The organism is Enterococcus sp. AZ128 (genome assembly GCF_051714485.1).
Lineage (GTDB): Bacteria > Bacillota > Bacilli > Lactobacillales > Enterococcaceae > Enterococcus_A.
The window spans coordinates 216,752-238,503 of record NZ_JBIORZ010000004.1 but is presented as its reverse complement, the minus strand read 5'-3'; the positions used below and the strand labels follow the sequence as shown (position 1 = coordinate 238,503).

Below are 21,752 nucleotides of genomic sequence, written 5' to 3'. Positions count from 1 at the left end.
GCGATGAAACGTTTTTCAGTAATCGTATGTTTAGCTTTACTGGGGTTTCTTTTAGCAGCTTCTCCTGTTCCGGCACACGCTTCAGCATCTAATGCGGAATCAGAAACGACGATCCAGCTGTCTGGTTGGGGAGACGAAGCTGAGGAACCAAAAGACGACGAAGCGGGTGGCTCGAACACTACTAGTATTCCTAGAACCGGTGGCGGCTCTAGCTCCACTGTTTTAGGAAAAGTATTGCCGAAAACAGGTGAGCTGTTAAGCAGCAAACTATTTCTTTCGGGAATCGTTCTTGTATTAGGGATACTATTTTTCGTATTAAAAAGACGGAGAGAGGGGGAAGAAACGAATGAAGCATAAAATTTCTAGCTTGGTTGCTAGTTTGGTATTGGTGCTGAATGTTGTCCTTCCTTCTGGTAGTGTAGCGGCAGTCGAGAATGATCTAGACGCTGTCGATCCGCAGGTACAGTTAACGGTAGACGGCAAGTCTAATGTATCGATCGACACCAATACTGACCATCTTTCGTTAAAGATTGACTATGCACCAGTTGAGTTGGAGGGGCAGGCTATCCAGAAGGACCGCTTGCAGATCGAACTTCCAGCAGGTGTTACGTATTCGGAAGAGAAGAATCAGCAAGGATCAGATTTGATTTCGTTTGATCAACAGGCGAATGTGTTAGAGGTTGATTTGCAAAAGGGTCTGAGCCAAACATTGGCGCTTGATGTTGCGTTTGATAAGCTATCAGAGCAAACGGAAATGGAAGGCGTTCACGTGGTGAATGATCAAGCAGTTGGTAAAACAGCCGCTTTGCAAATTGATAAAGGGGCTGAAGCGGAAACTGCCGAAGCAGAAGAAACAGAAAGTACAAAAGAAACAGAAGAATCATCCGCAGCAGAAAAAGAAGCGGATGAAGAAAAAACAACAGACAGCTCTGAAGAGAAAGAAACTTCAGAAAAACGTGCGACAAGAGCAGCATTAAACCTTGGCGCTCCAACAACGAGAACGCTGCCTGTTCCTCAAGTAACAGATGGTCAATTTGATAATGTCAGCTACTTCGATGTAGGCTCCCGTGCAGAATGGGATGATGCATTATCGATTGGTACTGCGGTAGGAAATGCTGGCAACAATAACAACAAAACAGAAATTACCTATATCAATATTACAGATAGTTTCAAAATGTCAGACAATACAAGCGGAAGTGGTGTTATACAGGCTCGGACGAATCGCAGCGATAAAAAGCTGGTCATTAACGGAAACAATAAAACGATTGATTTCCGCGAGCTAACGGTTTATTTCAATAATAATGATTGGGATGTCGTATTTCAGAATGTGACTGTTTACAACGGGAATGAATGGGGCGTTGCGGATTTATACAATGCCAATTCAGGAAACGTGATAACCGCTCATAATTATACGCAATATGGTGCTCAAGCATTTGAAGGTTCTAGAGGACGACTGATCATTTCAGGGGCTACATCGATGGAAAGTTCTCCGACAGAGTCTTATGTTTCTCCAATCGATGGAGCCAATATTACCATAGACAAACGCTATACTGGCGGAAGTGCCAATGTCGCTGTTGGTGAAATCTATGTTAAAGCCGGCTCTACGATTGCGATGGATAATGGTCGTCTAGGTGCCAATTTTGTTTTTTACCCTCGTGGAAATTTCTACACAGAGGATGGCGCGGCTACCAAAATCACAATGAGCAATTTAAAGACGCCATCAAAAAGCGGTGCGTGGTCTGTAAATGATTATGCTCCCGGAAGTATCTCACTGGTTTCGAATCTTGCAAGTGACGCGAATACATGGCCCGATAGTCAGCGGCCTGCATCACTGTTAGGTCGAAGCAATAGTATTTATTTTGGCGATAATACTGAAGTAGAGATTCATAATGGGGCGCCGAGAAAAGATCATGCGACAGTTCTTCAAATGGAAGTAGCTGGAAGCTCGATCGAATTAGGTGAAAACGCCAGCTTCACTGGAATGGTCGATGAAACCACTGCGGTCAGCGGTCAAGATGAGACGCCGATCTATTTCGATAAGACTGGTTCGATCAAGCTTGGCAAAAATGCCAGCTTTGACTTAACCGTGGGTGCAACCAACGATCCAGCGAAGGCTGTAGGCGACGCGATTTCTTTTGGCGGTCAATCCAGCTTAGATCTTGCTGAAAGCGCAAGCTTCAAATTACAAAGTGCCAGCGGTAATACAAACGGGCTCTTAAAAATGAATACTGCGGGATCTTCAATCAATATTGCGGATCAAGCAACCTTTGATATCGGGTTTACTCGTTCAACAGAGGATCAACTGTTTTCATTGAACGGCACGATGAATATTCCTGCGGCTAATGGCTACGTCCATCGGATTCGTCTATGGGATAATGGCAACTTTGACGATGCGAAACCAGACAATAGTTTCCACCCATTAGACAAAACGAAGATTACCTACAACAATACATCGATTAGTTCGAAATCAACGAATTTAGCAGATGGTTTTGTAGATAATGGGACAGTTAGCAAATTTAATTCAGAGTATACGTCAAAAGCGCAACGGTTAGTCGTTGACCCGATCGTCTTCAACGTGAAGTCAATTGATGAATTGACCAATGAAACGAAGACAGAGTATAAGGTTACTGGAACGGCTGAGCCGCCAGGCGGAATGGTCGAATTATCCGGTGGACCGTTGGATTCACTGCCAGCTGACCAAAGACAGGTGACTGTCCAAGCAGATGGGAGTTTCGAATGGAAAGGTGCGTTATCACGTCCGTTCCATTGGGGAGAGACGATCAAAGTAAGCTATGTCGGTCATCCAGACAAGTATTTAGAAACAATCGTAAAAGATGTGACGAAACCGACAGGGAAAGGTCGGACGATCCATGTAGTAGAGGGCGATGCAGTTCCTTCTATTAAAGACTTTATTGCGAGTGTTGAAGATACGAACGCGTTGGAGACAGACAAAGACAAATTTGGTTACGCGTATAGCGGCAATGGTATCGTTTCAGGCGGACCAGCGACGATCACGAATGGTCAGGATATTCAAGAATACACGGAACAAGTGATTATTGATGATACCCGCGGAAATAATTCTGATCCTGTAGATGTGAAGCTGGTCGTCCATAAAGCGAACAGTATCAATGCGATTCAAGCGAATGATCTAACGGTTCGTTGGAGCGACGTTTCAGGCTTTACTGTCGGTTCAACCAGCTATGAAGATTATTTGAAAAACGCGATGGATGCCCGTGCGCAAACAATCATTAATGGTGACCTGACAGATCTGACTATTGAAGTAGAAAACATTGCGTCTATTCCGAATAAAGTCGGCGGACCGTATGTTGTCACTTTCATTGTGCGAGCAACTGCTAGCAATCAATTAGCAGCTGACTTGAAGCTGGATGTGAATTTGACTGTACTATCCAATTTAGTTGAACCAAGAGATCCTTCTACAACGGACCCGAACGACAAGGAAAATGAGGGTACAGGAGAACACGGCGAACTTCGACTAGACTACGTTCCATCAACATTCGATATCGGAACGAAGGAAGTTCAATGGAAAGATATGGAATACCAAGCACAAGGTACAAGCGATCAATGGGTGCAGGTAGCGGATGAACGACCAGCGACAACTGGGTGGACATTAAAAGCTTCTGCGACAGCCTTCGCTTCAGGTGCTGACCAGTTAACTGGTGCGGCTCTGGTCTTGCCAAGTGGCGATATGTACAACAAGAAAACGGCTTCTGCGATGAATCCAAATGGTCTAGCTTCAAATGGTGACGTGGCGTTGACTTCAACACCTTCTTCTATTTTCAAGGGTGATGGCGAAAACTCTAAGAATGAGTCCACCTACGTTTGGAAGAAAAACCAAGTGAAATTACAAGTACCAAAAGGACAAGGTAAAGCAGGGAAAACGTATCAGTCTACGATTACGTGGACTGTCGAAGCCGGCGTTACGAAGTAATCAACAAGGCTTCAGCCCTCTAGAATTCGTTCTAATTCTAGAGGGCTACATATAAAACTGAATAGTAGTTTGCTTTTTTAAGAATTGAAGAAGTGAGCGGAGCATTCCCTTTTCAGTGTATTACCGGAAAGGACGCTTCGCTAAAGAATAAGTTGTGGCGTTAAACATAGATGCCCACGTGATACTCATTCGCTGTTTGAATTTTATATTATATTAACTAAACAAGGAGAGCACCTAAGTGAAAAAAATTCTATTCTTAACCAAAAATATCCTTGTTGATCAGAAATTTCAAAATGAACTTCAACATTTGAACTTTGAAGTCTTCTGTTCAAGCAACCTATTGGAAAGGTTATTAGAGGACACCACTCAGCCTGGGATTCTAGGCATTATTGATTGTACTGAAATCGTCCTTTTAAGTGATACGATTTCAGATAAAGAAGCGTTCTTTCTATTAAAGAGTCTTCATCCGTATTCTTTGCCGGTGATCAGAAAGGACATTCTCGCTCCAACAGAAGAAATAATCGAAGAATGGTCCGCCTATGGCTTGAAGGGGTGGATTCATTCAGAGACAACCAAAAGTGAGGTTCGAGAGCTGCTTACGAACTTTGAGGATGTCGAAAATAATGGACGCAGAAATCAGCAAAGAAAGCTGATAACGATGCATGATGTTCCGAACTTTTCTAGATTGGAACGTCTGCTGATCGATATTTTGTGCCAAGATCCGCAACGGACTGTTTCAAGAAGCGAAATATGTGAAAAGCTGTGGGAAAGCGATGCGACAAACTCGAATCTGTCCCACCTGTCTTTCCTGATTAGTAAATTAAAGGGCAAATTTGAGCAAATCGGCTTTGAGAGAGAATGTATCGGAACGATCTGGGGAAAAGGCTATCGGGTCAATCAAGAGGTTTCTGATTGGTGGGTTAGTAGAATAGAATCAAAATTCTAATCAGGGGCGTTGATATCGCGCTAAAAAAATGAGCATACAGTGGGGTTGGGCATTGACGGTTGGTTTTATCGATCGTTTATGTTCAATTTTTTTATCTAGATAGATGGTTTGAATAGGCATGTAGGATTTGTGCTCTTGGCATATCGCTTTTCTTTTTTTAGGTTGCGTGGGATAATCGCTGAAATAATGAGGCGTTTTTCTCAAGAGGAAGCGGGAAATTAATCATGATCAAAGTAGTATTCACCTATAAAACCAAAAAAGCGGATTTGCCTGAATTAATGGCTAAGTTCGCACAGTCAGCGAAGGAACCGGAGTTTCAATCAGCCGTCAGCAATAGTAAAATTGAGATGTTCCAAAGAACAGAGGGCGAAAATGTCTATGTCGTTTTAGATATCTATTACCATTCACGAGAGGACTATGAAGCGAGAACAGCGTTTGAGCGGAGTCTGCCCAAGTGGAACGCTATTTGGTTTTCGCCAGAGAAGAAACATGAAGAAGTAAGTGTTGAAGTTTTTGATGTGCTTTAAGAGGGCATAGGATTGGAAAAAGGCTAACCTGATAATTGTCAGGTTAGCCTTTTTTGGCTGCGCAAAGAAACGGCAGGCAGCGATATAACAGTTAAATGAGGATTCTTCGTTATGTTTCTTTAATAATCAAGTTAAAAAAACAAAATTATAAAAACAGGGCTATTTTTAAGCGTATCATTATATAATAAAGTGATTTTCAAGTGGAAATAACCTTGACAAAACAATTATTAACTAGTATATATAAATAAACTAGTGGTCGCTAGTTTGTTTATTAGTTAAAATTTAATTTGAATATAAAAAGAAAATAAAACTTGATTGAAATACGAATGAACAAATGAGTGAGGCGAAAAACTTCACATGGATTAGAAAGAATCACTCCAACAGAGAGTCTGTAATCATCGAAAGGGGAAAGACTTCTTTGGTACTGATATATTAGCGTTTTTGAAAAAATAAAGGGGGAGTCAAGAAATGACAAAAGTATTGTTATTAAGTAAAAACCATACTATTGAGCCTAAGTTGGAGAATATTTTGCAGCGAGTGAATGCGGAGTTTTATTGTTCCTCAAGCTTGTTCTACGAAGCAAAAGAATCTGCGCATGTGATCCAATATTTTTCATTGGTGATCATCTGCGACACTATTTCAAATGTTGAATTGACTCAATATATAAAAGAAATAGAAGGCTGCGGTATTCCGATCTTCAGAATGGGAAATAAACGGCAGATCGCGGACACTGAATTTGCTTGGTTAGATCAATTGATTGATTATTGGATCGGCTCGGGGGATAGCGACGCTGAAATTATCGATAAGATCGCGAGAGCTAGTTTCCATACTGCGAAATCAGCGCAACAGGTAAAAACGGAGAGTATCACTTCTCAGAATTATTCGAACCTTATCAATCAATTATCCAAACGAGAATTGCAGCTATTAGTTTTCCTATATGAAGCTGGCGGCAATACTATTTCAAGAGACATTCTTTGCCGGAAGATGTGGAAAACCGAGACATCACATGCTAGATTTTCGAACCTATCGGCTATTGCGAAACGGTTGAAGCTCAAGATGTCAGCTGCGGGTATTGATACGGATGGCCTGGGATCTAGCTGGGGACAAGGTTATTTCCTTAAAGCACCATTTCTAGCTTTTTTAAGAAACAATGATTTTGATAAAAATTTTGTAGTTATCGCAAGTCGTGCTATTGAAAATCAGTATGAAGAAAAAGAGATGGAAAAATTGTAGAAATTGAAGGAGCGAAACGATGAAAAAGTTAGGTATGAAGTTGGTTGTATTTGTATTTTGCTGCAATGTTGCTTTAGGAGGATTGGTTCTGCCGCTAAGTGCATACGCTGAAGAGACGAACGGTACGGCACGAAGCGAGTCGGTAGAGACATGGATGCCGGACCCTAATCTTAGAAAAGCCGTAGCATACTATCTAGGCGAGATCAGTCCAGAAGAGATAACGAAAGAAAAAATGGCGGATCTAGACATGCTTACGTTTGATCAATATACGCTGGATATTCCTGAAAATACGGTAGTAGATTTTACTGGGCTTGAGTATGCGGGTGAGTTGTTAACCTTTGACAGCACCTATGTCATTGCTACAAATGTTCCAACGATCAAGGTCGCAAGCGCGTCACTTGTTTACGTGATGCCTAATGTGTTAAAGAAACTGGTAAATTCAGGTGATGTCAGTCAGCTGGTTATTGGCAGCAGATATGGCGCGGGTGTTCCGGCTAGTGAACTTGTTGGTCTGGGAGAATATATCCATCGTTTAAATCCGACAGACTCCCTGCGAATCTTTTCTAAAGATATGGCTGATTTCTCTTCGATTGGCATCCAAGGGGAAGCCATGAACGATATTTGGTATGCGGAATTTACGACGGAAGAACAATTGTTGCTGCCAGATTTAATGCTGGAGCAGGGGCATACGGGAGAAGTTCTGTATACACAGGACACGCTCATGGATTTTGCAGGAAATTCATTGCTATCGGCGGCTACTCATTCGTCACCTGGCATGGTACGTTTCCTAAACGAAGCGAAGGAAGAAATCGATTATCCATATGTGGATTATACGGATGAAGGCATGGTCTTTGAAGAAATTCCCGAAGAAGCTGCGTATGTTTTTGTTGAATTTGCGAGACTTCCTACATTAGCGGCTAATAAGGATGCACGCAATACAAGAGCCTTAACCTATGGAATGTATAGCTTAAGTGCGTTGATTCCAATAGTCAGATACCAACCAGCAGCGGATGTAACAGTCAGATACCATGATGAAGCTGGTGAAAGCATCGATGATGATGTGGTATTGACAGGAAACATTGGCGATGATTATATTTCCGAACAAAAGATTATTGACGGTTATACATTTAAAGAGGTTCAAGGAGAGCCAACCGGCCCATTTACCGACCAGCCTCAAACAGTTACTTATGTATACGAAAAAACGCCAGTACCAGCGGCGGATGTGACGGTGAAATATCAAGATGAAGCTGGCGAAAGCATCGCTGACGATGAGCTATTAACCGGAATTATCGGACAAGATTACGTTTCTGAACAAAAAGCCATTGACGGCTATACGTTTAAAGAAGTTCAAGGAGAGCCAACCGGCCCATTTACCGATCAACCGCAAACAGTTATTTATGTATATACTAAAAATGCGGCTAAAATGTCGAGTGTGACGGTAAACTATCAGGATGAAACCGGACAAAAGATTGCTGACACAGTAACGCTGTCAGGAAAAATCGGAGAAAAATACACCTCCGAACAAAAGAAAATCGCTGGCTACACATTTAAAGAAGTTCAGGGAAATGCAGCGGGAACATACACTGCTCAAGCTCAGACTGTTACGTATGTCTACACCAAATCGACAGCCACAGCAGCTACAGTGACGGCGAAATATCAAGATGAAAAAGGCAAGAGCCTTTCCGATGATGTCGTAGTAACAGGCAACGCGGGAGAAGACTACAAAACTGAACAAAAAGAGATCGACGGCTATACCTTCAAAGAAGTGAAGGGAAATCCAACTGGGAAGTTCACCGCTCAAGCTCAAGAAGTAGTCTACATTTATACGAAGAAGCTCGCAGCTGGTGATACGACTACTAACAATAGCAACACAGTCGTACAATCGATCCATACGGTCAACGGCGTAACGACCTCTAGTAAGACGCTTCCTAATACTGGTGAGGAGACAAAACTTTCTCACGCATTGACGCTTGCGGGGATTACGTTGACGTTCAGTTTAGGTGCCTATCTAGTTGTTTCAAAAAAGAAAAAAGCAAACCATAGATAAGTTGCTTTCGGTTTTAAAGTAGTTGAGATCAGAAGAAGATTCGATGAACCTGTCGACGCTTCTTCTGATTTTTTTTGTTTTGTATTTTTCTATTTATTTTGCAGGGATTCGATAAATTTGATTAAATTGTTTGATATGGTTTTCTAAATAGGTGATATTTTCTTGTTCTAAATCGGGTCGGATATCGCAGCGCCGAATAAGAAAATTTAACGGAGCATAAAAATGCATGGCAGTGGTGTAAGGATCTGTTTGGATGAAGGTTCCTTGTTGAATTAATTTAGTAAATAAGTCTGTTAGGTATTTCATGGGAACATCGAAGAATATTTCGTTGTATAAATGGCCAACATACTGATGTGCATATTGCTCAGAAATAAGCAGTTTTCTAAACTTAGAGGCCGTTTCATCATATAAATAGAATCGAAAGGCATCCACGTACATATTAGTTAATTCTTCTATGGGCGTCTCTGTATACAAGTCTCCTGTGTTCACGGTTAACGGAAAAGCATAAGAATCATTCGCCTTTTTTAAAATTTTAGAGACTTCAATCAAAATAGTATCAAAGATTTCTTGTTTACTCGCATAATGATTGTACAGCGAACTATCTTTGATCCCTACAGCATGCGCAATCTCTTTTACTGAGACACCATCAAAACCATGTTCAGAAAAGAGCGTTAAGGCCTCTTGCCAGATCCGTTCTTTTGTATTCTTTATAGTCATGCCCTCCTTGGAAATTTTTCGCGGGAATTTTTTATTATAAAAATGTTTAGTTAAACAATAAAATGCTGTCTTTTCAATATCGATCTAGCATTTGATGTTGCATATACAAGGTTCTAAATGTATTTATTACCATATATACTAATAAACTTTTGCATTGTCAATGATTGTTAAATGACGATGACAGTCATTTATGCGAAGCTCACTTGGGAGAGTGGCAGCATTGATCAAACAACTGTGTCAATCAAAAAAAGGAGCAAGAAATGAACGAAATCACGTCATTTCTTGCTCCTTGTATGGCTATTTTTTCATCAATTTTCAGGATATAAATTCGCTTCAATCGCTGCTCGCTGGTCAGCTAAAAACGGCGGCAGTACAAAATGTTCACCCAAATTTTCTAACGATTCATCGATCGTAAAACCAGGGGAAGGAGTAGCAAATTCTAGTCGATTTCCGCCAGGCTCGCGAATATAGAGGCTCTTAAAATAACCGCGAGAAATCATTTTTTCAATCTCCCAACCTTGCAGCTTCGCTCTGCGATAAAGCTCAGTAAGTTCCGCCTCATCAGCCACCGCAAAAGCAATATGATCGACACTGCCTCGCCCCATGCGACTCGGCTCAGTAGAATCTGTAGGCAGAATCTCGAGAAAGTCATGATCATTCAATTGGATGCGCTGATCAATCGTTGACCAGCCAAGAAAAGACTCAAAAAATTCGCTCGTCGCTTGCGGATCACTGACATGTATCTGACTAGAATTTAAACCTAAAATCTGCTTTTTAACAGGAATCTCATTTTGAACTTGATGCGTCAAGCCTAATGGCGGCAAATCCGTCTCAGTCAACACAACCGCCACCTGATCTGCATCAAAGAACCGCAGCTGCCGTTTATTAACGGAATAGGCAACACCATATTGCTCCAAACGTTCTCGCCAAAAAGCCAAACTATTTTGTGGCAGCTTCAGGCCGATCGTAGAAATAAACTGCTGGTTGTCATACCGATGCCCCAAATGAGGAACGATAAAAAAAGTCACGACACTGCCTGGAGCTCCTCGATAATCACCATAGTAATAATGAAGCATCCGATGATTTTCCTGATTGACGGTGTTTTTAACAAAACGCAAACCCAAAACCTCTGTATAAAATCGGACATTTTCATGCCGATCTTTGGTTAGTAATGAAATATGATGAAACGCTGACATAGGTGCACCTTCTTTTTTTCGCTTACTTTTTATAAGTATAAAAGGAGTGAGGGGGTTAGGCAAGTTAAGTGACTTAGAAAAGCAGAGACTGACGTTGGTATTAAATGAAATCTGAAATCTAGTAATAACTGAGCAGAGAATTTTACTTACAAATAGTAAGATGATAAAGTAATCTCAAGTAATCGAATAAAGACAATTCAGTTGAATTATTCATTCAGGAGGTTTTTACCATGACAGTTATCATTCCAACATTTCAATTAAACGCTGCCGCTCACATTGGACGCGTAGCTTTGAAAGTAGCGAATTTAGAAAAAATGACCAAATTTTATCAAGAAGTAATCGGGCTGCAAGTTTTAGAGCAAAATGTATCTCATAGCACTCTAGGAGTTGGAGATACTGTATTGCTAGAATTGCATAAGGTGCAGAATCCTTTGCCGCTGGCACCTAGAACGGGCTTGTATCATGTAGCTTTCTTACTGCCAAGTCGGAAAGCTTTAGGAAATACACTGCTGCATTATTTAACGGTTAACGCTCCATTGATCGGTGCCAGTGATCACGGCTATAGCGAGGCACTCTATTTGAATGATCCAGAAGGCAATGGCATCGAAGTGTATGCTGATAAGCCGCAAAGCGAATGGGATATTCGTTCCGATGGTGAAATCGTTGGTGTGACTCTTGAGATGGATGCGGAAGCGGTGATTGCTGCTGGTGATAATACCTGGACAGGATTTCCGATAGGGACGACTGTCGGCCACGTTCATTTAAAAGTGGCGGATCTAACAGCAACAGAAAAGTATTTTACCGAAGTTTTAGGATTGTCCTTGAAAAATAATTTTGGAAACCAAGCCAAATTCTTTGCCACTGGTGATTACCATCATCATATCGGGTCCAATGTCTGGTTGGGAAAGAATATTCCAGCGATGATGGAAAACGATTTGGGGCTAGATTATTTTAGTTTCTCTGTGCCAAACCAAGCAGAGTTGGACCGCTTGGAAAATCATTGGAGAAACCAGATAGAGTATACAAAGAATGAGGATGGTAGTTTGACGGTAGTTGATCCCAATGGAATCACGATGAAGTTTGAGAGATAGAAACGCTATTGCGATTTTTTTGCGATGACTAATAAGAAGACACTATTCATAAACCAATGCAAAACAAACAATAAGAACCTAGACACTGTGATAAAACAGTTTCTAAGTTCTTATTTTTCGTATGCTGTGTACTTTCAATAGGCCTATCAGAATTTTTCTGACTAGCTCCCTGACAAATTTAAGCCAATTATTTCGATAATGGCCGTCCGCGTCTGTTTTGTACAGGATGGGCGTTTTGTTTGCCCTTCATTTTGTTTTTGGATTGTTGCTGTGAGTGTTCGAACGCTTTCTTTTTCTTCTGATGAAGAAAATCTTCCAGCTTCGCCTTAGGCTGTGTCATGAATGCTCCTCCTTTCAGCAAAAAAAATGCAGTTAGCAGTCAGCAATTAATTTCATGTGAATCAAATCCTTTCATCGTTCTATCATTAGTATAAAGGAGCGATTCATAGATGGAGGAGCGACTTTTTGTACAAAAAAAGAAAGAGCCTGAAAAAAACTCTTTCTTAACATTGTTTTTTAATTGTGCGAATGATACGTTGGATACTTTTGATATCCATGTAATAACTGCCTGCGAGTTCACGAGTAGTTTTCCCCGACTGATACTCCTGATAGATTTGCTGGTTCCTTTGTCGAAGCATCTCTTTACTAGCAGTCTTGCTGCCCCAAGGCAAGCGTTCCTTTGATTTCTTTGGAATATAAAGGATTGTACCATTAACATATTTTTGGATCTCTTTTACGATCTCCTCTGGTAGAAGTTCGAATGCGTTTTGATAAGCCATCTTTTAGCCTCCTAATAAAATAAAATTTAGGATTCAGCAAAAGCTCTTCAAGCATTCCTGCCAAGCTTTTGCTAGGCTTTAATAATAATTACCCCCATCATAATGCTCCTTTCTGGTACTAGGATTAGTATAGCATATTGGTTTTGAGTGTAATTGCCGAGTTCAATCAGTTTCTATTCCTCGTCTAATCATTTCAGTCTAAAATCAGTAGCTATTTAAAAAAAGACTTAGTTTAAAATGATGTGGTAGGTTTCCTTTAATAGTACATTTCCCGGCTAAGGAAATTTCTTAGCGAGGTTAGTAATGAAATATTCAATTTTATCTATTTTTACAATAAAAGGAAATCTATATATAAAGTAATAGCAGCAAAGTGTGTTATAAGAATTAATGTATAATCCTTTTTCCGACACTACAAATGAAACGTTACTTTATAAAAATGGCTTATTATAGTTTGTATTTAAACAAATCTAATGCAAATGCGTTGACCATACTTTTAAACCTCAATTCTTGATTTGGACTGATAGCTCCTAAAAAAGCTGTTGTAATCATATTTTTTTCGCCTAAAGTCAACATATTATCAATCAGTAAAGGAGAGAAATAGACGTTTTCACTATATTCCGCTAAACAATAAGTTAAGAAAGAAAAAAGCATTTTATCCTCTTTACAAGAGTTCAAGGATTTGATGAAATTCTCATAGCATTCATCCTCTTTAAATCTTGAAACTAATATAATAGTTTCAGTTTCTTTTGGAATTATAGATAAGTAGATGCTTGGAACAAAAACGGATTCATCATAATTATAAATATCTGCGGCGGCTTTCCCCTCAATATCAACACATACAGCAATAGCTGTTGTAGCTGTAAATGCAGTCTTAAAAGGTAGAACTTTAACAAAGCTTTCTAATTTATCAAATTCACCAGAATCAAAAATACTTTTAAATCGATCATAATCAATTTCCATATCTCTTATAGTTAATTCATTTCCCCTGTAATTATTCGATATTTGCTTGTTTCTGGTAGCTTCAGGTGATTTTTTGAAAAAAGAAGAATAACTTTTTCTAAGTCTATATTTTCTGTGGGCTTCAAAACAATGGGCTCTAAAAGCGAACCAATAGTTTTGTTCAGGAGTTCCTTCAAAAGGGATATCTTCTATTATTTTGAAATATTCTTCGTCATGATATTTACAAAAACCGTTAAAGACGCTTGCTTGTTTTTTTCCAATCTTTCTAAATTCTAGTTTTGGAGTTAAAGAATTTTCTTGATAGTTCATATCTAGCATATAGACATGATTTTCATCGGCAATTAGATTTAAAACGCCATTATTTTGCAAAGAATGAGCACCTATATAGCCATGGTTGCAATTAGTATCAAATCCAAAGCATGTTCTGAAATCGGTATCTCTAAAATGTTTATGGGCTTCTGAATTGAGTCTTTTTGAATTATAGTTCTGATTATTATTAGAAATATTTTTACTTTTGGCAAAACAACAAAACTTGTATTTTTTTCCGCTTTCGCAAGGACATGGTTCATAGGGAGCAAATACAAAAGGTGTAGTCGTATATGGATTCATGATTAACCTCTTCTCATACTAATGATATGTACTTTTATTATACATTGAAGATTTTCTTATTATTTATATAACAGGAATCCAAAAATTTGAATGACTATGTTCCTTAACATATTCCTTGCCACTTCTTTCTTCAAGTAAATCAATCATAATTCGAAGAATGATGTAGTGTGCTGCCAGTGAGAGTGCAGAATTTTGAAGATTTCCAAAAGTAGCATTTTTATGTCTATCATGCTTGATTTTTTGATAATCACTCCACCAAGATAATCCAGCGTATTCTTTATTTGAATTTAAATCCTTGAAAGGAAATACTACAATACCATTTTCTTTATTACTGGTTGTTGGAAGAGTTGAAAATGCTATTTTTTTAATAGATGATATTTTCAGTAAAGCTTTTGCATATGAAGACATATTGAAATATTTTCGATCTTTTGGAATATTTAAGTGTATACATACTATCTTTAATAATGAATCAATTTCGGAACAAGAAAGCAGTATAATTTTTGCGAATTCATTTGAATAAGCTTTTTGATTTGCTACAGAGTGGGATATGTATTGTTCGGTTTTTGCAAACATATTTTCTAAATTCAAATAGTAACTCCAGTAGTTTTCAAATTGATTTCTGTCCATTGAAAGTTTTCCTTTTTGTCTTTTTTATTATATGAAAAGCCAGCCATTTCTGACTGACTTCGTAGTTTCAAACGTGGTCACACGAGCTACCAAATTTGCTTAAATCTATTCTAATGGAACAATTCAATGGTATAGAACCACTTATACATCATTGAGTTTGTGAGTTTTTTTATTCCCACTCTACTGTTGCATTGCAGGATAGAATGGCTCAGTAGTGGGCTTTCTAGCCAACCAATCGTATTTTAGTACTTTTTTTGGTACTTTCTTCAATTTTTGATTCTTCTTCAAAAAGCTGTAAACCCGCTTGGTTAAGCTGTTTTTCCATGTTCTTGCGTTTTTCATTACGAGCATCAATATTAGAATCAAATTCTGCATAGTAATCAAGAGTTGTTTGAATCTTTTCATGCCCCATTCTTTGTTGAACATATTTAACATTTGTTTCCTTCAACTCATTAATGAGATACGAAGCATGTGATTTTCTCAAACTCTTCCCTGTAACATGACTTACACCTGTTTTTTTGCTGATTGATTTTAGCAAACGTGATACAGTTGATTTGCTTACTGCGACATTGCCACTCTCTCCAATAACATAACCCTTCTTTGAGCTATTCGGTTGAACTCTCTCCCAACGTTTTAAAACTTTAACGGTTTGTTTATCAAGGTCAATCGTTCGCATACCTGCTGTTGTTTTTGTATGCTCATGTAGAACTTTACGTCCTTTACTATCCTGAGAAAATGTTTGATGTACTTTAATTTCAGCTTTTTCAAAATCAACATCTTCCCATTTTAATGCTGTTCCTTCATTAACCCTAAGACCTGTAAAATAATAGAGCCAAATTATTGTGGTGTGCCATTGCTCATGAAAGTCTGATAGGTTAAAAGCCTCTATTGCCTTTTTAAATTCTGAAAAAGTCCAGTAAGGGGTCTTTATATTTTCTTTTGATGGTGTCCTTATTCCGGCAGCTGGGTGGGTTTTCATGATATTCATTTCATAAGCATACGTGAGAGCAGCTTTAAATCGAGTCCATACGGCACCTGCATAGTTTGAAGCTGTTGGGCGAGGGTCTTTACCAGGGAACTTATCCAAAAGGTACATTCGGAAATCAGAACAATCAAGGCGTGTCAATTTATTCAAGGGTTTATTCTCGAAATAATCAGTCATTAGTCGAAAATGTGCCTTAGCTGTGTATGCAGTGCTATCCTGTACTGAACGTGAAAAATAAGGCGCATAAACATTCTCTATAAAGTTAGAAAATGTTTGGCTTTCATCTTCACGCAAACCGTGATTTTTGATATAGTCAGCTTTAACGGCAAGCATAGTAGCATAAGCTTCTTTAGTCGTTTTGAATGATTTTCCAAACTCATTTTTATAAGATTTTACCTGAATTGATTTACGTGTGACTTCGTCTTTTCCAAGTGTTATTTTATAATAAATCCGTTCTTTTTTATCGATGTAAACACATTTGTATTTTTTCATGAGTATTATCCTTTCATAATGAAAGGCGCTAAATTATCAAAGAACTATCATAAAACAATTTTAGCACCTTTTTATTTGTTTGTCAGTGTTTCATTACCAAATATTACTCTCCTTAGATTTGATTAACTGAGAGAATCCTTCCTGGATACTTTTATTAATCTCACCTAATTGGTCAACACTCGAAAAGTCATTAATCATTTTTGTATAATATACATGTCGTTGTGTTAGTTCTGAAAATAACTCTGGGCGTTCATTTAAAATATAAGTATTCAACTTTTTTAAAGTATCAAATTTAAATTCTAAAATAATTCGGGCAATTTCTACACTTGGAAAGTATTCAGAAGTAATTCGGCGCCATGTTACACCAAATCCATATGATAAATTGTTCCAAAATTCGGCAATTTCTGTTGCATCATTCATTTCTTTACCCTGTGTTAGATACGAAAATATTGCATTTTTTGACCTAATAGGTCTTGGCGTAGTATTCCCTTGAAAAATTTTAATGACAGTTGAAGAACGTCGACGACCATCAAATAATACTATCGCTCGTTGAGTTTCTGGATTATAGCAATAGGGAATACAAGCTTCTTGTAGTTTATCCAATTCTGCTTGTTCAATTCCCCATATAGTAGAGCGTTCTCCATCAGTAAATTCTCGTTTATCCATTTTTTTTCATTCCTATTCTAATTTAATTTTAATAAATTGACCATTGACCAAAGGGCATATAAAGAATTATCTTTATTTTAAAGCTCGGGCATACGCCCTCGCTTTAAAAAGGTTATAGTACTAGGTCTTGTCCGTTATTATTTCCCCCAATCAATTGCGTTACCAATTCTTGTGGTTTTGATTGAGTTGTTACTGGTTTCTCTTTGACTAATTGAGTTTGAGATTTCAATTGATTTAACTTTGCTACATCAAAATAATCATCAGGAAGATTAAGTTGACTTGCAAGCTGTCGCCCTCGAATATTTCGTTGTTTTCCGTCCTTATCAGTGAATTTATATGACGTGACTGAAGGAGGATATTTTTTGGATTTTCTTTTTCTCATTGTAATTCCCAAATCTGCTAAAGCTTTGGAATTGCCACAAGTTTCTCTAACTTTAAATGCTAGGTCTCGACGCCAGTCATAATGAGTACTAGGTTCTCGTTCATGAGTTAACGGAGTTAGACCATATTTTTTCGCAATGCTATCTGTTGCTCTTTTTAAATGCTTCCAGCCGTTTTGTCTCAATGCTTTGCCACGATTGTCAACATTGTTCAAAAGCACGTGAGCATGCAGTAATCCGCTTTTACCGTCCCGTTGAACAGCAATCATAGCGGAGCGATTAGAATAGGCTGTTTTAACAATGTCTTTAGTGATATTTCCAGCTCTTTTCCAGTCATTTGAGTTATTCGGGTCTAGTTCATCACTAAATGCAATGACAAGCGTGTAAGCATCATTTTTACGTGATTTAGAAGGGAATGCCTCTCGTTCACACTTCAGCACTTCGCCCATATCGTGAGGATTAATGTTTTCACAATTACCTACTCCAATTATCGCTAAATTGCGTTCTTTTCTTTCATTGTGCGCTTCACCAAAAATATAATTTTCATAGGCTTTAACTGATTTTCTGATTGGTTTAATACTACTTACTACCATTTCTCCACCACTCCATTTTTCTCTTGTTTGTTTTTTCATCAATCGACCATCGCAATCCGTTAACATCTGGTGGTTCAACAAAATCTTGATTCTGTTTCTGCCATTGGCCAATTATGCGCTCGTATTCGATAGAGCTCTTTTTGATATAACCACTTGTCTGCTGATTTGCAGATAGCGCCTTGCCGATTTGACGGACTTTCGGTTGCACGTGTGCAACCTCAGCCACTGAACTATTAGATTTTTTTTTCAAGTCTTTCAACTTAGCAACCGCTTTTTGTGATTTTTTGGTTTGCTTGTAAAACTCATTAACGTTATCCATTAATAAGAATTTTCCTGCTTCTGCTATGCTAGAGAAACCTAGTCCTAACCATAAACTTTCAACTTTCTGATATTGTTCTTCAGGAATTGAAATTTGTACTTTTTTGACTTGTTTTTTCTTTCCCATTTCTTCACCTCATATATTGTATTCTTGGCAAGCAGGTGCAAGTGGTGGACTTTGTCCACCTCTGCACGCTTGGTCAGGGGGACGACTTCGTCTCTCCCCCGACACCCCCAATAACACTCATTCTTCGTCAACACACAAATATTCCATTACTCTCTTTCGTGGAACTAGATTCGTTCGCTGACCGTAAATTGTATGACCTTCACTCTGTAAAATTTTTTTTACATCACGCCAAATTATATCTGTTTGCTTATCTTCAAATCCTAATTCTCTAATTTCATCTTTTGTAATAAATTTTGATTCCATGTTGATGTTCCCCTTTGATTTTGAATACATAAAAAGCCCCTATCTTATAAGATGGGGGCTTTGAAAATATAAAAACACCGCACCATCTAACTTAATAGGTGCGGTGCGGTGTCCGAATTTACGGCTCTTGTGCTTCTAATTGTGCTTTCCTATGTTTTTATTATAGCAACTCCTATATACAAAAACAACCCCCTCTGACAGAGTTAGAAGACTGCATACAAACCAATAAGTACGACAGCGCGTTTGAATTGTAAAAATGCAAGATGTAAAATAGAGTTACATAGTAAAAGGAGGATTTTTTATGATTGAAGGATTGAATAGTAAAAAGTTTGAAATGGCGTTATTGGAACTATCAGAAATAGGCACTACTAGTTCTGGGGGTGAAAAACAAGAGATAGAGTTAGAGAAGGAATTTGATTTAGCCGGTGGACTTGAAGAATTGTCAAACTCTCCTGAATTTGAACTATAGAAGAATTACGACTCATTTGAACATAAGATAGGTAGACAAAAATAGAACAGAAATCAATATAAGAACTGTAGACAAAATCATTTTTAAAATGGTTTATCTGCAGTTCTTGCTATTTATTAGATGTTCTGTTGCGCTCAATTAAATTAAGAAATTCTAGAAGTAAACGCACTTCTTCGTCAGAAAGACCTACTGAATTCAATTGAATTGGGAGGTTGTCAGAAATTCCTAACAGATAATCAGATGAAACATCTAAAATATCACAAAGTTTTATTAGAATTTCCACACTAGGGGAAGTACGTCCTTGTTCGTAAGAGGTAATCGCCCACTTAGATACTCCAACTCTATTTCCTAAGTCTAGTTGAGTCATCTTTTTCGCTTTTCTCAATGCTTTAAGTTTATCACCAAAATATTCCATACTCATAATACCACCATTTTATCCCTTTGAAAGTTATTTTTAATCCATATATTGTATTTTAACTACCATTTATCTCGAAAAAATGATAAGATAAATACTATGAAAGTATTTAGAATCACCTGATTGGAAAGAATGTAATTATATGAATGACATCAACAATGTATTCATGCATATTAAAGGTAAACGAGGAGAGTATAAAAAATGGAATTACCAAAGAAATTGAATTTATTTGAATTTACAGGAATACCAGACTTTGAACATTGGGATAAAGGTGTTATGGGATTAAAAGAGTGGAAATCCATAAAAGAGGAGGTAGAAAAAAAACAACAACGCAATAACTTAATCAAAATTATTTTGATTATAATCGGAGTACTGTCTTTTGCTGAACTTATTGGAATAATATTTTTAATAGGAGCTTATTTTTTTAGAAAAAATAGTAAAAAGAATATTAAATTAGAGGAATCACTCAATAAAGCATATAGAAATTATGAGAGCATTTTGTGGGAACATACAGATAGCTTCATTACTCCGTTAGCCAATAAAATTATGACTAATGAGCAATGGAGAAGTTTTAGAACAAAAAAAATCGGTTTTATATATAGTAATAATAGATTCATCTACTTTGATTCGGGCAATGGATTACTAGTTGCTTATAATAAATCTAATATCAAAGAAGTAAGTCGGGAAAGATTACATGTTGGTGCGAATACAACAGGTAGTTCAGGAACAGCAGGCGTAGGGTATACGTTTCAAGACTCAGGTATTACTGTAGGTAGTGCAGAAACACATTCACAATCAAATACGACCAATTATTATGAATGGCATTTCGATATTTTAACGGATTATATTACTTATCCAAAAGTATCATTAATTTTAGAAGACTCACGGCAAGTTGAGGACTTTATCGGACAAGCATACGCAATTTTAAAACCTTAGGAGGAAATCATGAAGAAAAATCTATTTTTAATCGCAACCATGTTATTTATATTAGTCGGGCTTACAGCATGTGGAAAAAATACTTTAAAGGGAGATTATACAACTAAAATCAATGTATTATTTTCTGAGACAACTAACACATTGACGTTTGAAGGGAATAAGGTTACAGAAAAACAAGATGGACGAATTACAAATGAAGGGAAATATAAGCTTTCTGATAATCAGCTCGAAATAACTTTAGGAGATTATCATATGACTGCTGAACTCGCAGAAGATAAACAATCTTTTACTATCAAATCATCTGATGTTTTAGGTGGAGTAGGGAACGGATTAAAATATACCAAGGAGGATAACAATAAGTAATGACTAAAAAGAAAATCATTTTAGCTATCCTTATTTTGATTATCTGTGTTGGTGGAATCACAACTTACTCTATCTCTCAACACAACGAAAAGGTTTGTGCTCAAGAGGTGGCACAACAAAAACTTGAAGTTCAAGAGAAAAAAGCTCTAAAAACAGCCGAAACAGCAGTTGAAACTGCTTATCAATCTAGAGATACAAAAGATATTGAACTTGCGAATCAAGCGATTGAAAAATTGAGTGATAATCAAAGCAAAGATAAAGAAATACTTACTACCAAAATAAATGAACTTAACGGCTTTATCAAGCAAATAGATGAATTGAAAACTGCTCTAACTAAAGCTGAAAAATCAAAGACAGACACTGACATTAAAACTGTACAAAAATTGTTAGATAGTATGACTAATGACTATCTGAAAGAAGATAAAGAAACAGCTATCAAGAATCTTGATAAACTAAAAGCTTCTATTAAAGAAGAACAGGCAAAGGTTGAAGCGGATAAAAAAGCGGTGGCTGAAACATCAGCTCAACAACAAGTAGAAAATGAAACCCAATTGCAGGGTGAACAAGAAACATCTAATCAGCAATCATACAATGAAGCTCCACAACAAAATTATCAAGAACCTATCCAACAAGCGCCTGCTCAACAAGCGCCGTCTGGTGGTGGGGCCTCACAAAATACTGCGGCACAACAAGCTGCACAAAATGCACAAAACAATACTAACAATAATAATGGTATTATGGGTAATGAAGCACCAAATGGTGGTCAAATGGAAACTCCCGGTTGGGGATTTTGAGAACATTGTTGTAAGTCGGTCTTAGACTGGCTTTTCTTTTTGAAGAAGTGAATGAAAAAAGTACTAAGAATCATAAAATTATGACCTTAGTACTTTTTAGTACTAAATTTTCGGATATAACACAGTATGACTTGTTCGGTACCTTTTGTTTATTTTGGTAAGATTTATTTCGTTCTTATTCTAAACATGGATATCTTTAGATATTGCAGTGCTTGATATTCACTAAACCA

Annotated in this window: 23 protein-coding genes; 11 read left to right on the top strand and 12 right to left on the bottom strand. The window is 37.7% G+C overall.

The features are described from left to right. Window positions 1-3 precede the first annotated feature (3 nt). From IGI38_RS22375 to IGI38_RS22350, 6 genes are all read left to right on the top strand, one after another. The gene (locus IGI38_RS22375) at window positions 4-357 is read left to right on the top strand and encodes an LPXTG cell wall anchor domain-containing protein (protein ID WP_438734109.1); all 354 of its coding nucleotides are present in this window, start codon (window positions 4-6) and stop codon (window positions 355-357) included. After that, window positions 347-3,949: a WxL domain-containing protein gene (locus tag IGI38_RS22370; RefSeq protein ID WP_438734107.1), complete on the top strand. Its 3,603-nt coding sequence runs from the start codon at window positions 347-349 to the stop codon at window positions 3,947-3,949. The genes IGI38_RS22375 and IGI38_RS22370 overlap by 11 nt, the downstream gene beginning before the upstream one ends. A gap of 238 nt (window positions 3,950-4,187) precedes the next feature. After that, a complete protein-coding gene (locus IGI38_RS22365) occupies window positions 4,188-4,895 on the top strand; it encodes a winged helix-turn-helix domain-containing protein (protein ID WP_438734105.1) in 708 nt (235 codons plus the stop codon). 224 nt (window positions 4,896-5,119) lie between these two features. Next, window positions 5,120-5,422 (top strand): hypothetical protein, encoded by a 303-nt coding sequence (locus IGI38_RS22360; protein WP_438734103.1) that lies wholly within the window; start codon window positions 5,120-5,122, stop codon window positions 5,420-5,422. A gap of 468 nt (window positions 5,423-5,890) precedes the next feature. After that, complete coding sequence (locus IGI38_RS22355) at window positions 5,891-6,655, top strand: winged helix-turn-helix domain-containing protein (RefSeq protein ID WP_438734102.1); 765 nt, start codon at window positions 5,891-5,893, stop codon at window positions 6,653-6,655. Window positions 6,656-6,674: 19 nt separating this feature from the next. Beyond that, window positions 6,675-8,702, top strand: coding sequence for a MucBP domain-containing protein (locus tag IGI38_RS22350; protein WP_438734101.1), 2,028 nt, complete (start codon window positions 6,675-6,677; stop codon window positions 8,700-8,702). Between the two features lie 93 nt (window positions 8,703-8,795). Here the strand turns inward: IGI38_RS22350 and IGI38_RS22345 are convergent, their stop codons facing one another. Continuing rightward, window positions 8,796-9,419 (bottom strand): TetR/AcrR family transcriptional regulator, encoded by a 624-nt coding sequence (locus IGI38_RS22345; RefSeq protein WP_438734100.1) that lies wholly within the window; start codon window positions 9,417-9,419, stop codon window positions 8,796-8,798. Window positions 9,420-9,727: 308 nt separating this feature from the next. Further along, window positions 9,728-10,615, bottom strand: coding sequence for a VOC family protein (locus IGI38_RS22340; protein ID WP_438734098.1), 888 nt, complete (start codon window positions 10,613-10,615; stop codon window positions 9,728-9,730). A gap of 230 nt (window positions 10,616-10,845) precedes the next feature. Between IGI38_RS22340 and IGI38_RS22335 the strand changes: the two genes are divergently transcribed. Then, entirely contained in the window at window positions 10,846-11,706 is an 861-nt protein-coding gene (locus IGI38_RS22335; RefSeq protein WP_438734096.1) for a VOC family protein, read from the top strand. Window positions 11,707-11,893: 187 nt separating this feature from the next. On the opposite strand, the gene IGI38_RS22330 is transcribed toward IGI38_RS22335, so the two are convergent. From IGI38_RS22330 to IGI38_RS22290, 9 genes are all read right to left on the bottom strand, one after another. Further along, a complete protein-coding gene (locus tag IGI38_RS22330) occupies window positions 11,894-12,046 on the bottom strand; it encodes a hypothetical protein (RefSeq protein ID WP_438734094.1) in 153 nt (50 codons plus the stop codon). Window positions 12,047-12,209: 163 nt separating this feature from the next. Next, on the bottom strand, window positions 12,210-12,485 hold the full coding sequence (locus tag IGI38_RS22325) for a CD3324 family protein (RefSeq protein WP_438734093.1): 276 nt from the start codon (window positions 12,483-12,485) through the stop codon (window positions 12,210-12,212). 444 nt (window positions 12,486-12,929) lie between these two features. Then, window positions 12,930-14,054 carry a YecA family protein gene (locus IGI38_RS22320; protein WP_438734092.1) on the bottom strand — a complete coding sequence of 375 codons (1,125 nt, stop codon included), beginning with the start codon at window positions 14,052-14,054 and terminating at the stop codon, window positions 12,930-12,932. Between the two features lie 63 nt (window positions 14,055-14,117). After that, window positions 14,118-14,681: a hypothetical protein gene (locus IGI38_RS22315; RefSeq protein WP_438734091.1), complete on the bottom strand. Its 564-nt coding sequence runs from the start codon at window positions 14,679-14,681 to the stop codon at window positions 14,118-14,120. A gap of 223 nt (window positions 14,682-14,904) precedes the next feature. Next, window positions 14,905-16,158, bottom strand: coding sequence for a tyrosine-type recombinase/integrase (locus IGI38_RS22310; protein WP_438734090.1), 1,254 nt, complete (start codon window positions 16,156-16,158; stop codon window positions 14,905-14,907). 93 nt (window positions 16,159-16,251) lie between these two features. Next, window positions 16,252-16,824, bottom strand: coding sequence for a hypothetical protein (locus tag IGI38_RS22305; RefSeq protein WP_438734089.1), 573 nt, complete (start codon window positions 16,822-16,824; stop codon window positions 16,252-16,254). A 112-nt stretch (window positions 16,825-16,936) separates the two neighbouring features. Next, a complete protein-coding gene (locus IGI38_RS22300; RefSeq protein WP_438734088.1) occupies window positions 16,937-17,836 on the bottom strand; it encodes a relaxase/mobilization nuclease domain-containing protein in 900 nt (299 codons plus the stop codon). Further along, window positions 17,784-18,242 (bottom strand): hypothetical protein, encoded by a 459-nt coding sequence (locus IGI38_RS22295; RefSeq protein ID WP_438734087.1) that lies wholly within the window; start codon window positions 18,240-18,242, stop codon window positions 17,784-17,786. The genes IGI38_RS22300 and IGI38_RS22295 overlap by 53 nt, the downstream gene beginning before the upstream one ends. A 117-nt stretch (window positions 18,243-18,359) precedes the next feature. Continuing rightward, complete coding sequence (locus tag IGI38_RS22290) at window positions 18,360-18,545, bottom strand: DUF3173 family protein (RefSeq protein ID WP_438734086.1); 186 nt, start codon at window positions 18,543-18,545, stop codon at window positions 18,360-18,362. 301 nt (window positions 18,546-18,846) lie between these two features. Between IGI38_RS22290 and IGI38_RS22285 the strand changes: the two genes are divergently transcribed. Further along, complete coding sequence (locus IGI38_RS22285) at window positions 18,847-19,014, top strand: hypothetical protein (protein ID WP_438734085.1); 168 nt, start codon at window positions 18,847-18,849, stop codon at window positions 19,012-19,014. 109 nt (window positions 19,015-19,123) lie between these two features. On the opposite strand, the gene IGI38_RS22280 is transcribed toward IGI38_RS22285, so the two are convergent. Next, window positions 19,124-19,435: a helix-turn-helix domain-containing protein gene (locus IGI38_RS22280; RefSeq protein WP_438734084.1), complete on the bottom strand. Its 312-nt coding sequence runs from the start codon at window positions 19,433-19,435 to the stop codon at window positions 19,124-19,126. Window positions 19,436-19,630: 195 nt separating this feature from the next. Here IGI38_RS22280 and IGI38_RS22275 point away from each other — a divergent pair, with 195 nt between their 5' ends. From IGI38_RS22275 to IGI38_RS22265, 3 genes are read left to right on the top strand one after another with little or no spacing between them, the layout of a single operon-like run. Continuing rightward, complete coding sequence (locus IGI38_RS22275; protein WP_438734083.1) at window positions 19,631-20,365, top strand: hypothetical protein; 735 nt, start codon at window positions 19,631-19,633, stop codon at window positions 20,363-20,365. Window positions 20,366-20,374: 9 nt separating this feature from the next. After that, window positions 20,375-20,728 carry a hypothetical protein gene (locus tag IGI38_RS22270; RefSeq protein WP_438734082.1) on the top strand — a complete coding sequence of 118 codons (354 nt, stop codon included), beginning with the start codon at window positions 20,375-20,377 and terminating at the stop codon, window positions 20,726-20,728. Beyond that, window positions 20,728-21,522 carry a hypothetical protein gene (locus tag IGI38_RS22265; RefSeq protein WP_438734081.1) on the top strand — a complete coding sequence of 265 codons (795 nt, stop codon included), beginning with the start codon at window positions 20,728-20,730 and terminating at the stop codon, window positions 21,520-21,522. The genes IGI38_RS22270 and IGI38_RS22265 overlap by 1 nt, the downstream gene beginning before the upstream one ends. Window positions 21,523-21,752: the final 230 nt, after the last annotated feature.

Bases quoted from the DNA above. Each gene is read 5' to 3' on its own strand.
- IGI38_RS22290 (WP_438734086.1), bottom strand. From the start codon at position 18,545: ATGGAATCAAAATTTATTACAAAAGATGAAATTAGAGAATTAGGATTT.
- IGI38_RS22360 (WP_438734103.1), top strand. From the start codon at position 5,120: ATGATCAAAGTAGTATTCACCTATAAAACCAAAAAAGCGGATTTGCCT.
- IGI38_RS22375 (WP_438734109.1), top strand. From the start codon at position 4: ATGAAACGTTTTTCAGTAATCGTATGTTTAGCTTTACTGGGGTTTCTT.
- IGI38_RS22280 (WP_438734084.1), bottom strand. From the start codon at position 19,435: ATGAGTATGGAATATTTTGGTGATAAACTTAAAGCATTGAGAAAAGCG.
- IGI38_RS22345 (WP_438734100.1), bottom strand. From the start codon at position 9,419: ATGACTATAAAGAATACAAAAGAACGGATCTGGCAAGAGGCCTTAACG.
- IGI38_RS22265 (WP_438734081.1), top strand. From the start codon at position 20,728: ATGACTAAAAAGAAAATCATTTTAGCTATCCTTATTTTGATTATCTGT.
- IGI38_RS22300 (WP_438734088.1), bottom strand. From the start codon at position 17,836: ATGAAAAAACAAACAAGAGAAAAATGGAGTGGTGGAGAAATGGTAGTA.
- IGI38_RS22305 (WP_438734089.1), bottom strand. From the start codon at position 16,824: ATGGATAAACGAGAATTTACTGATGGAGAACGCTCTACTATATGGGGA.
- IGI38_RS22355 (WP_438734102.1), top strand. From the start codon at position 5,891: ATGACAAAAGTATTGTTATTAAGTAAAAACCATACTATTGAGCCTAAG.
- IGI38_RS22320 (WP_438734092.1), bottom strand. From the start codon at position 14,054: ATGAATCCATATACGACTACACCTTTTGTATTTGCTCCCTATGAACCA.
- IGI38_RS22330 (WP_438734094.1), bottom strand. From the start codon at position 12,046: ATGACACAGCCTAAGGCGAAGCTGGAAGATTTTCTTCATCAGAAGAAA.
- IGI38_RS22350 (WP_438734101.1), top strand. From the start codon at position 6,675: ATGAAAAAGTTAGGTATGAAGTTGGTTGTATTTGTATTTTGCTGCAAT.
- IGI38_RS22340 (WP_438734098.1), bottom strand. From the start codon at position 10,615: ATGTCAGCGTTTCATCATATTTCATTACTAACCAAAGATCGGCATGAA.
- IGI38_RS22325 (WP_438734093.1), bottom strand. From the start codon at position 12,485: ATGGCTTATCAAAACGCATTCGAACTTCTACCAGAGGAGATCGTAAAA.
- IGI38_RS22315 (WP_438734091.1), bottom strand. From the start codon at position 14,681: ATGGACAGAAATCAATTTGAAAACTACTGGAGTTACTATTTGAATTTA.
- IGI38_RS22270 (WP_438734082.1), top strand. From the start codon at position 20,375: ATGAAGAAAAATCTATTTTTAATCGCAACCATGTTATTTATATTAGTC.
- IGI38_RS22295 (WP_438734087.1), bottom strand. From the start codon at position 18,242: ATGGGAAAGAAAAAACAAGTCAAAAAAGTACAAATTTCAATTCCTGAA.
- IGI38_RS22285 (WP_438734085.1), top strand. From the start codon at position 18,847: ATGATTGAAGGATTGAATAGTAAAAAGTTTGAAATGGCGTTATTGGAA.
- IGI38_RS22275 (WP_438734083.1), top strand. From the start codon at position 19,631: ATGGAATTACCAAAGAAATTGAATTTATTTGAATTTACAGGAATACCA.
- IGI38_RS22370 (WP_438734107.1), top strand. From the start codon at position 347: ATGAAGCATAAAATTTCTAGCTTGGTTGCTAGTTTGGTATTGGTGCTG.
- IGI38_RS22310 (WP_438734090.1), bottom strand. From the start codon at position 16,158: ATGAAAAAATACAAATGTGTTTACATCGATAAAAAAGAACGGATTTAT.
- IGI38_RS22335 (WP_438734096.1), top strand. From the start codon at position 10,846: ATGACAGTTATCATTCCAACATTTCAATTAAACGCTGCCGCTCACATT.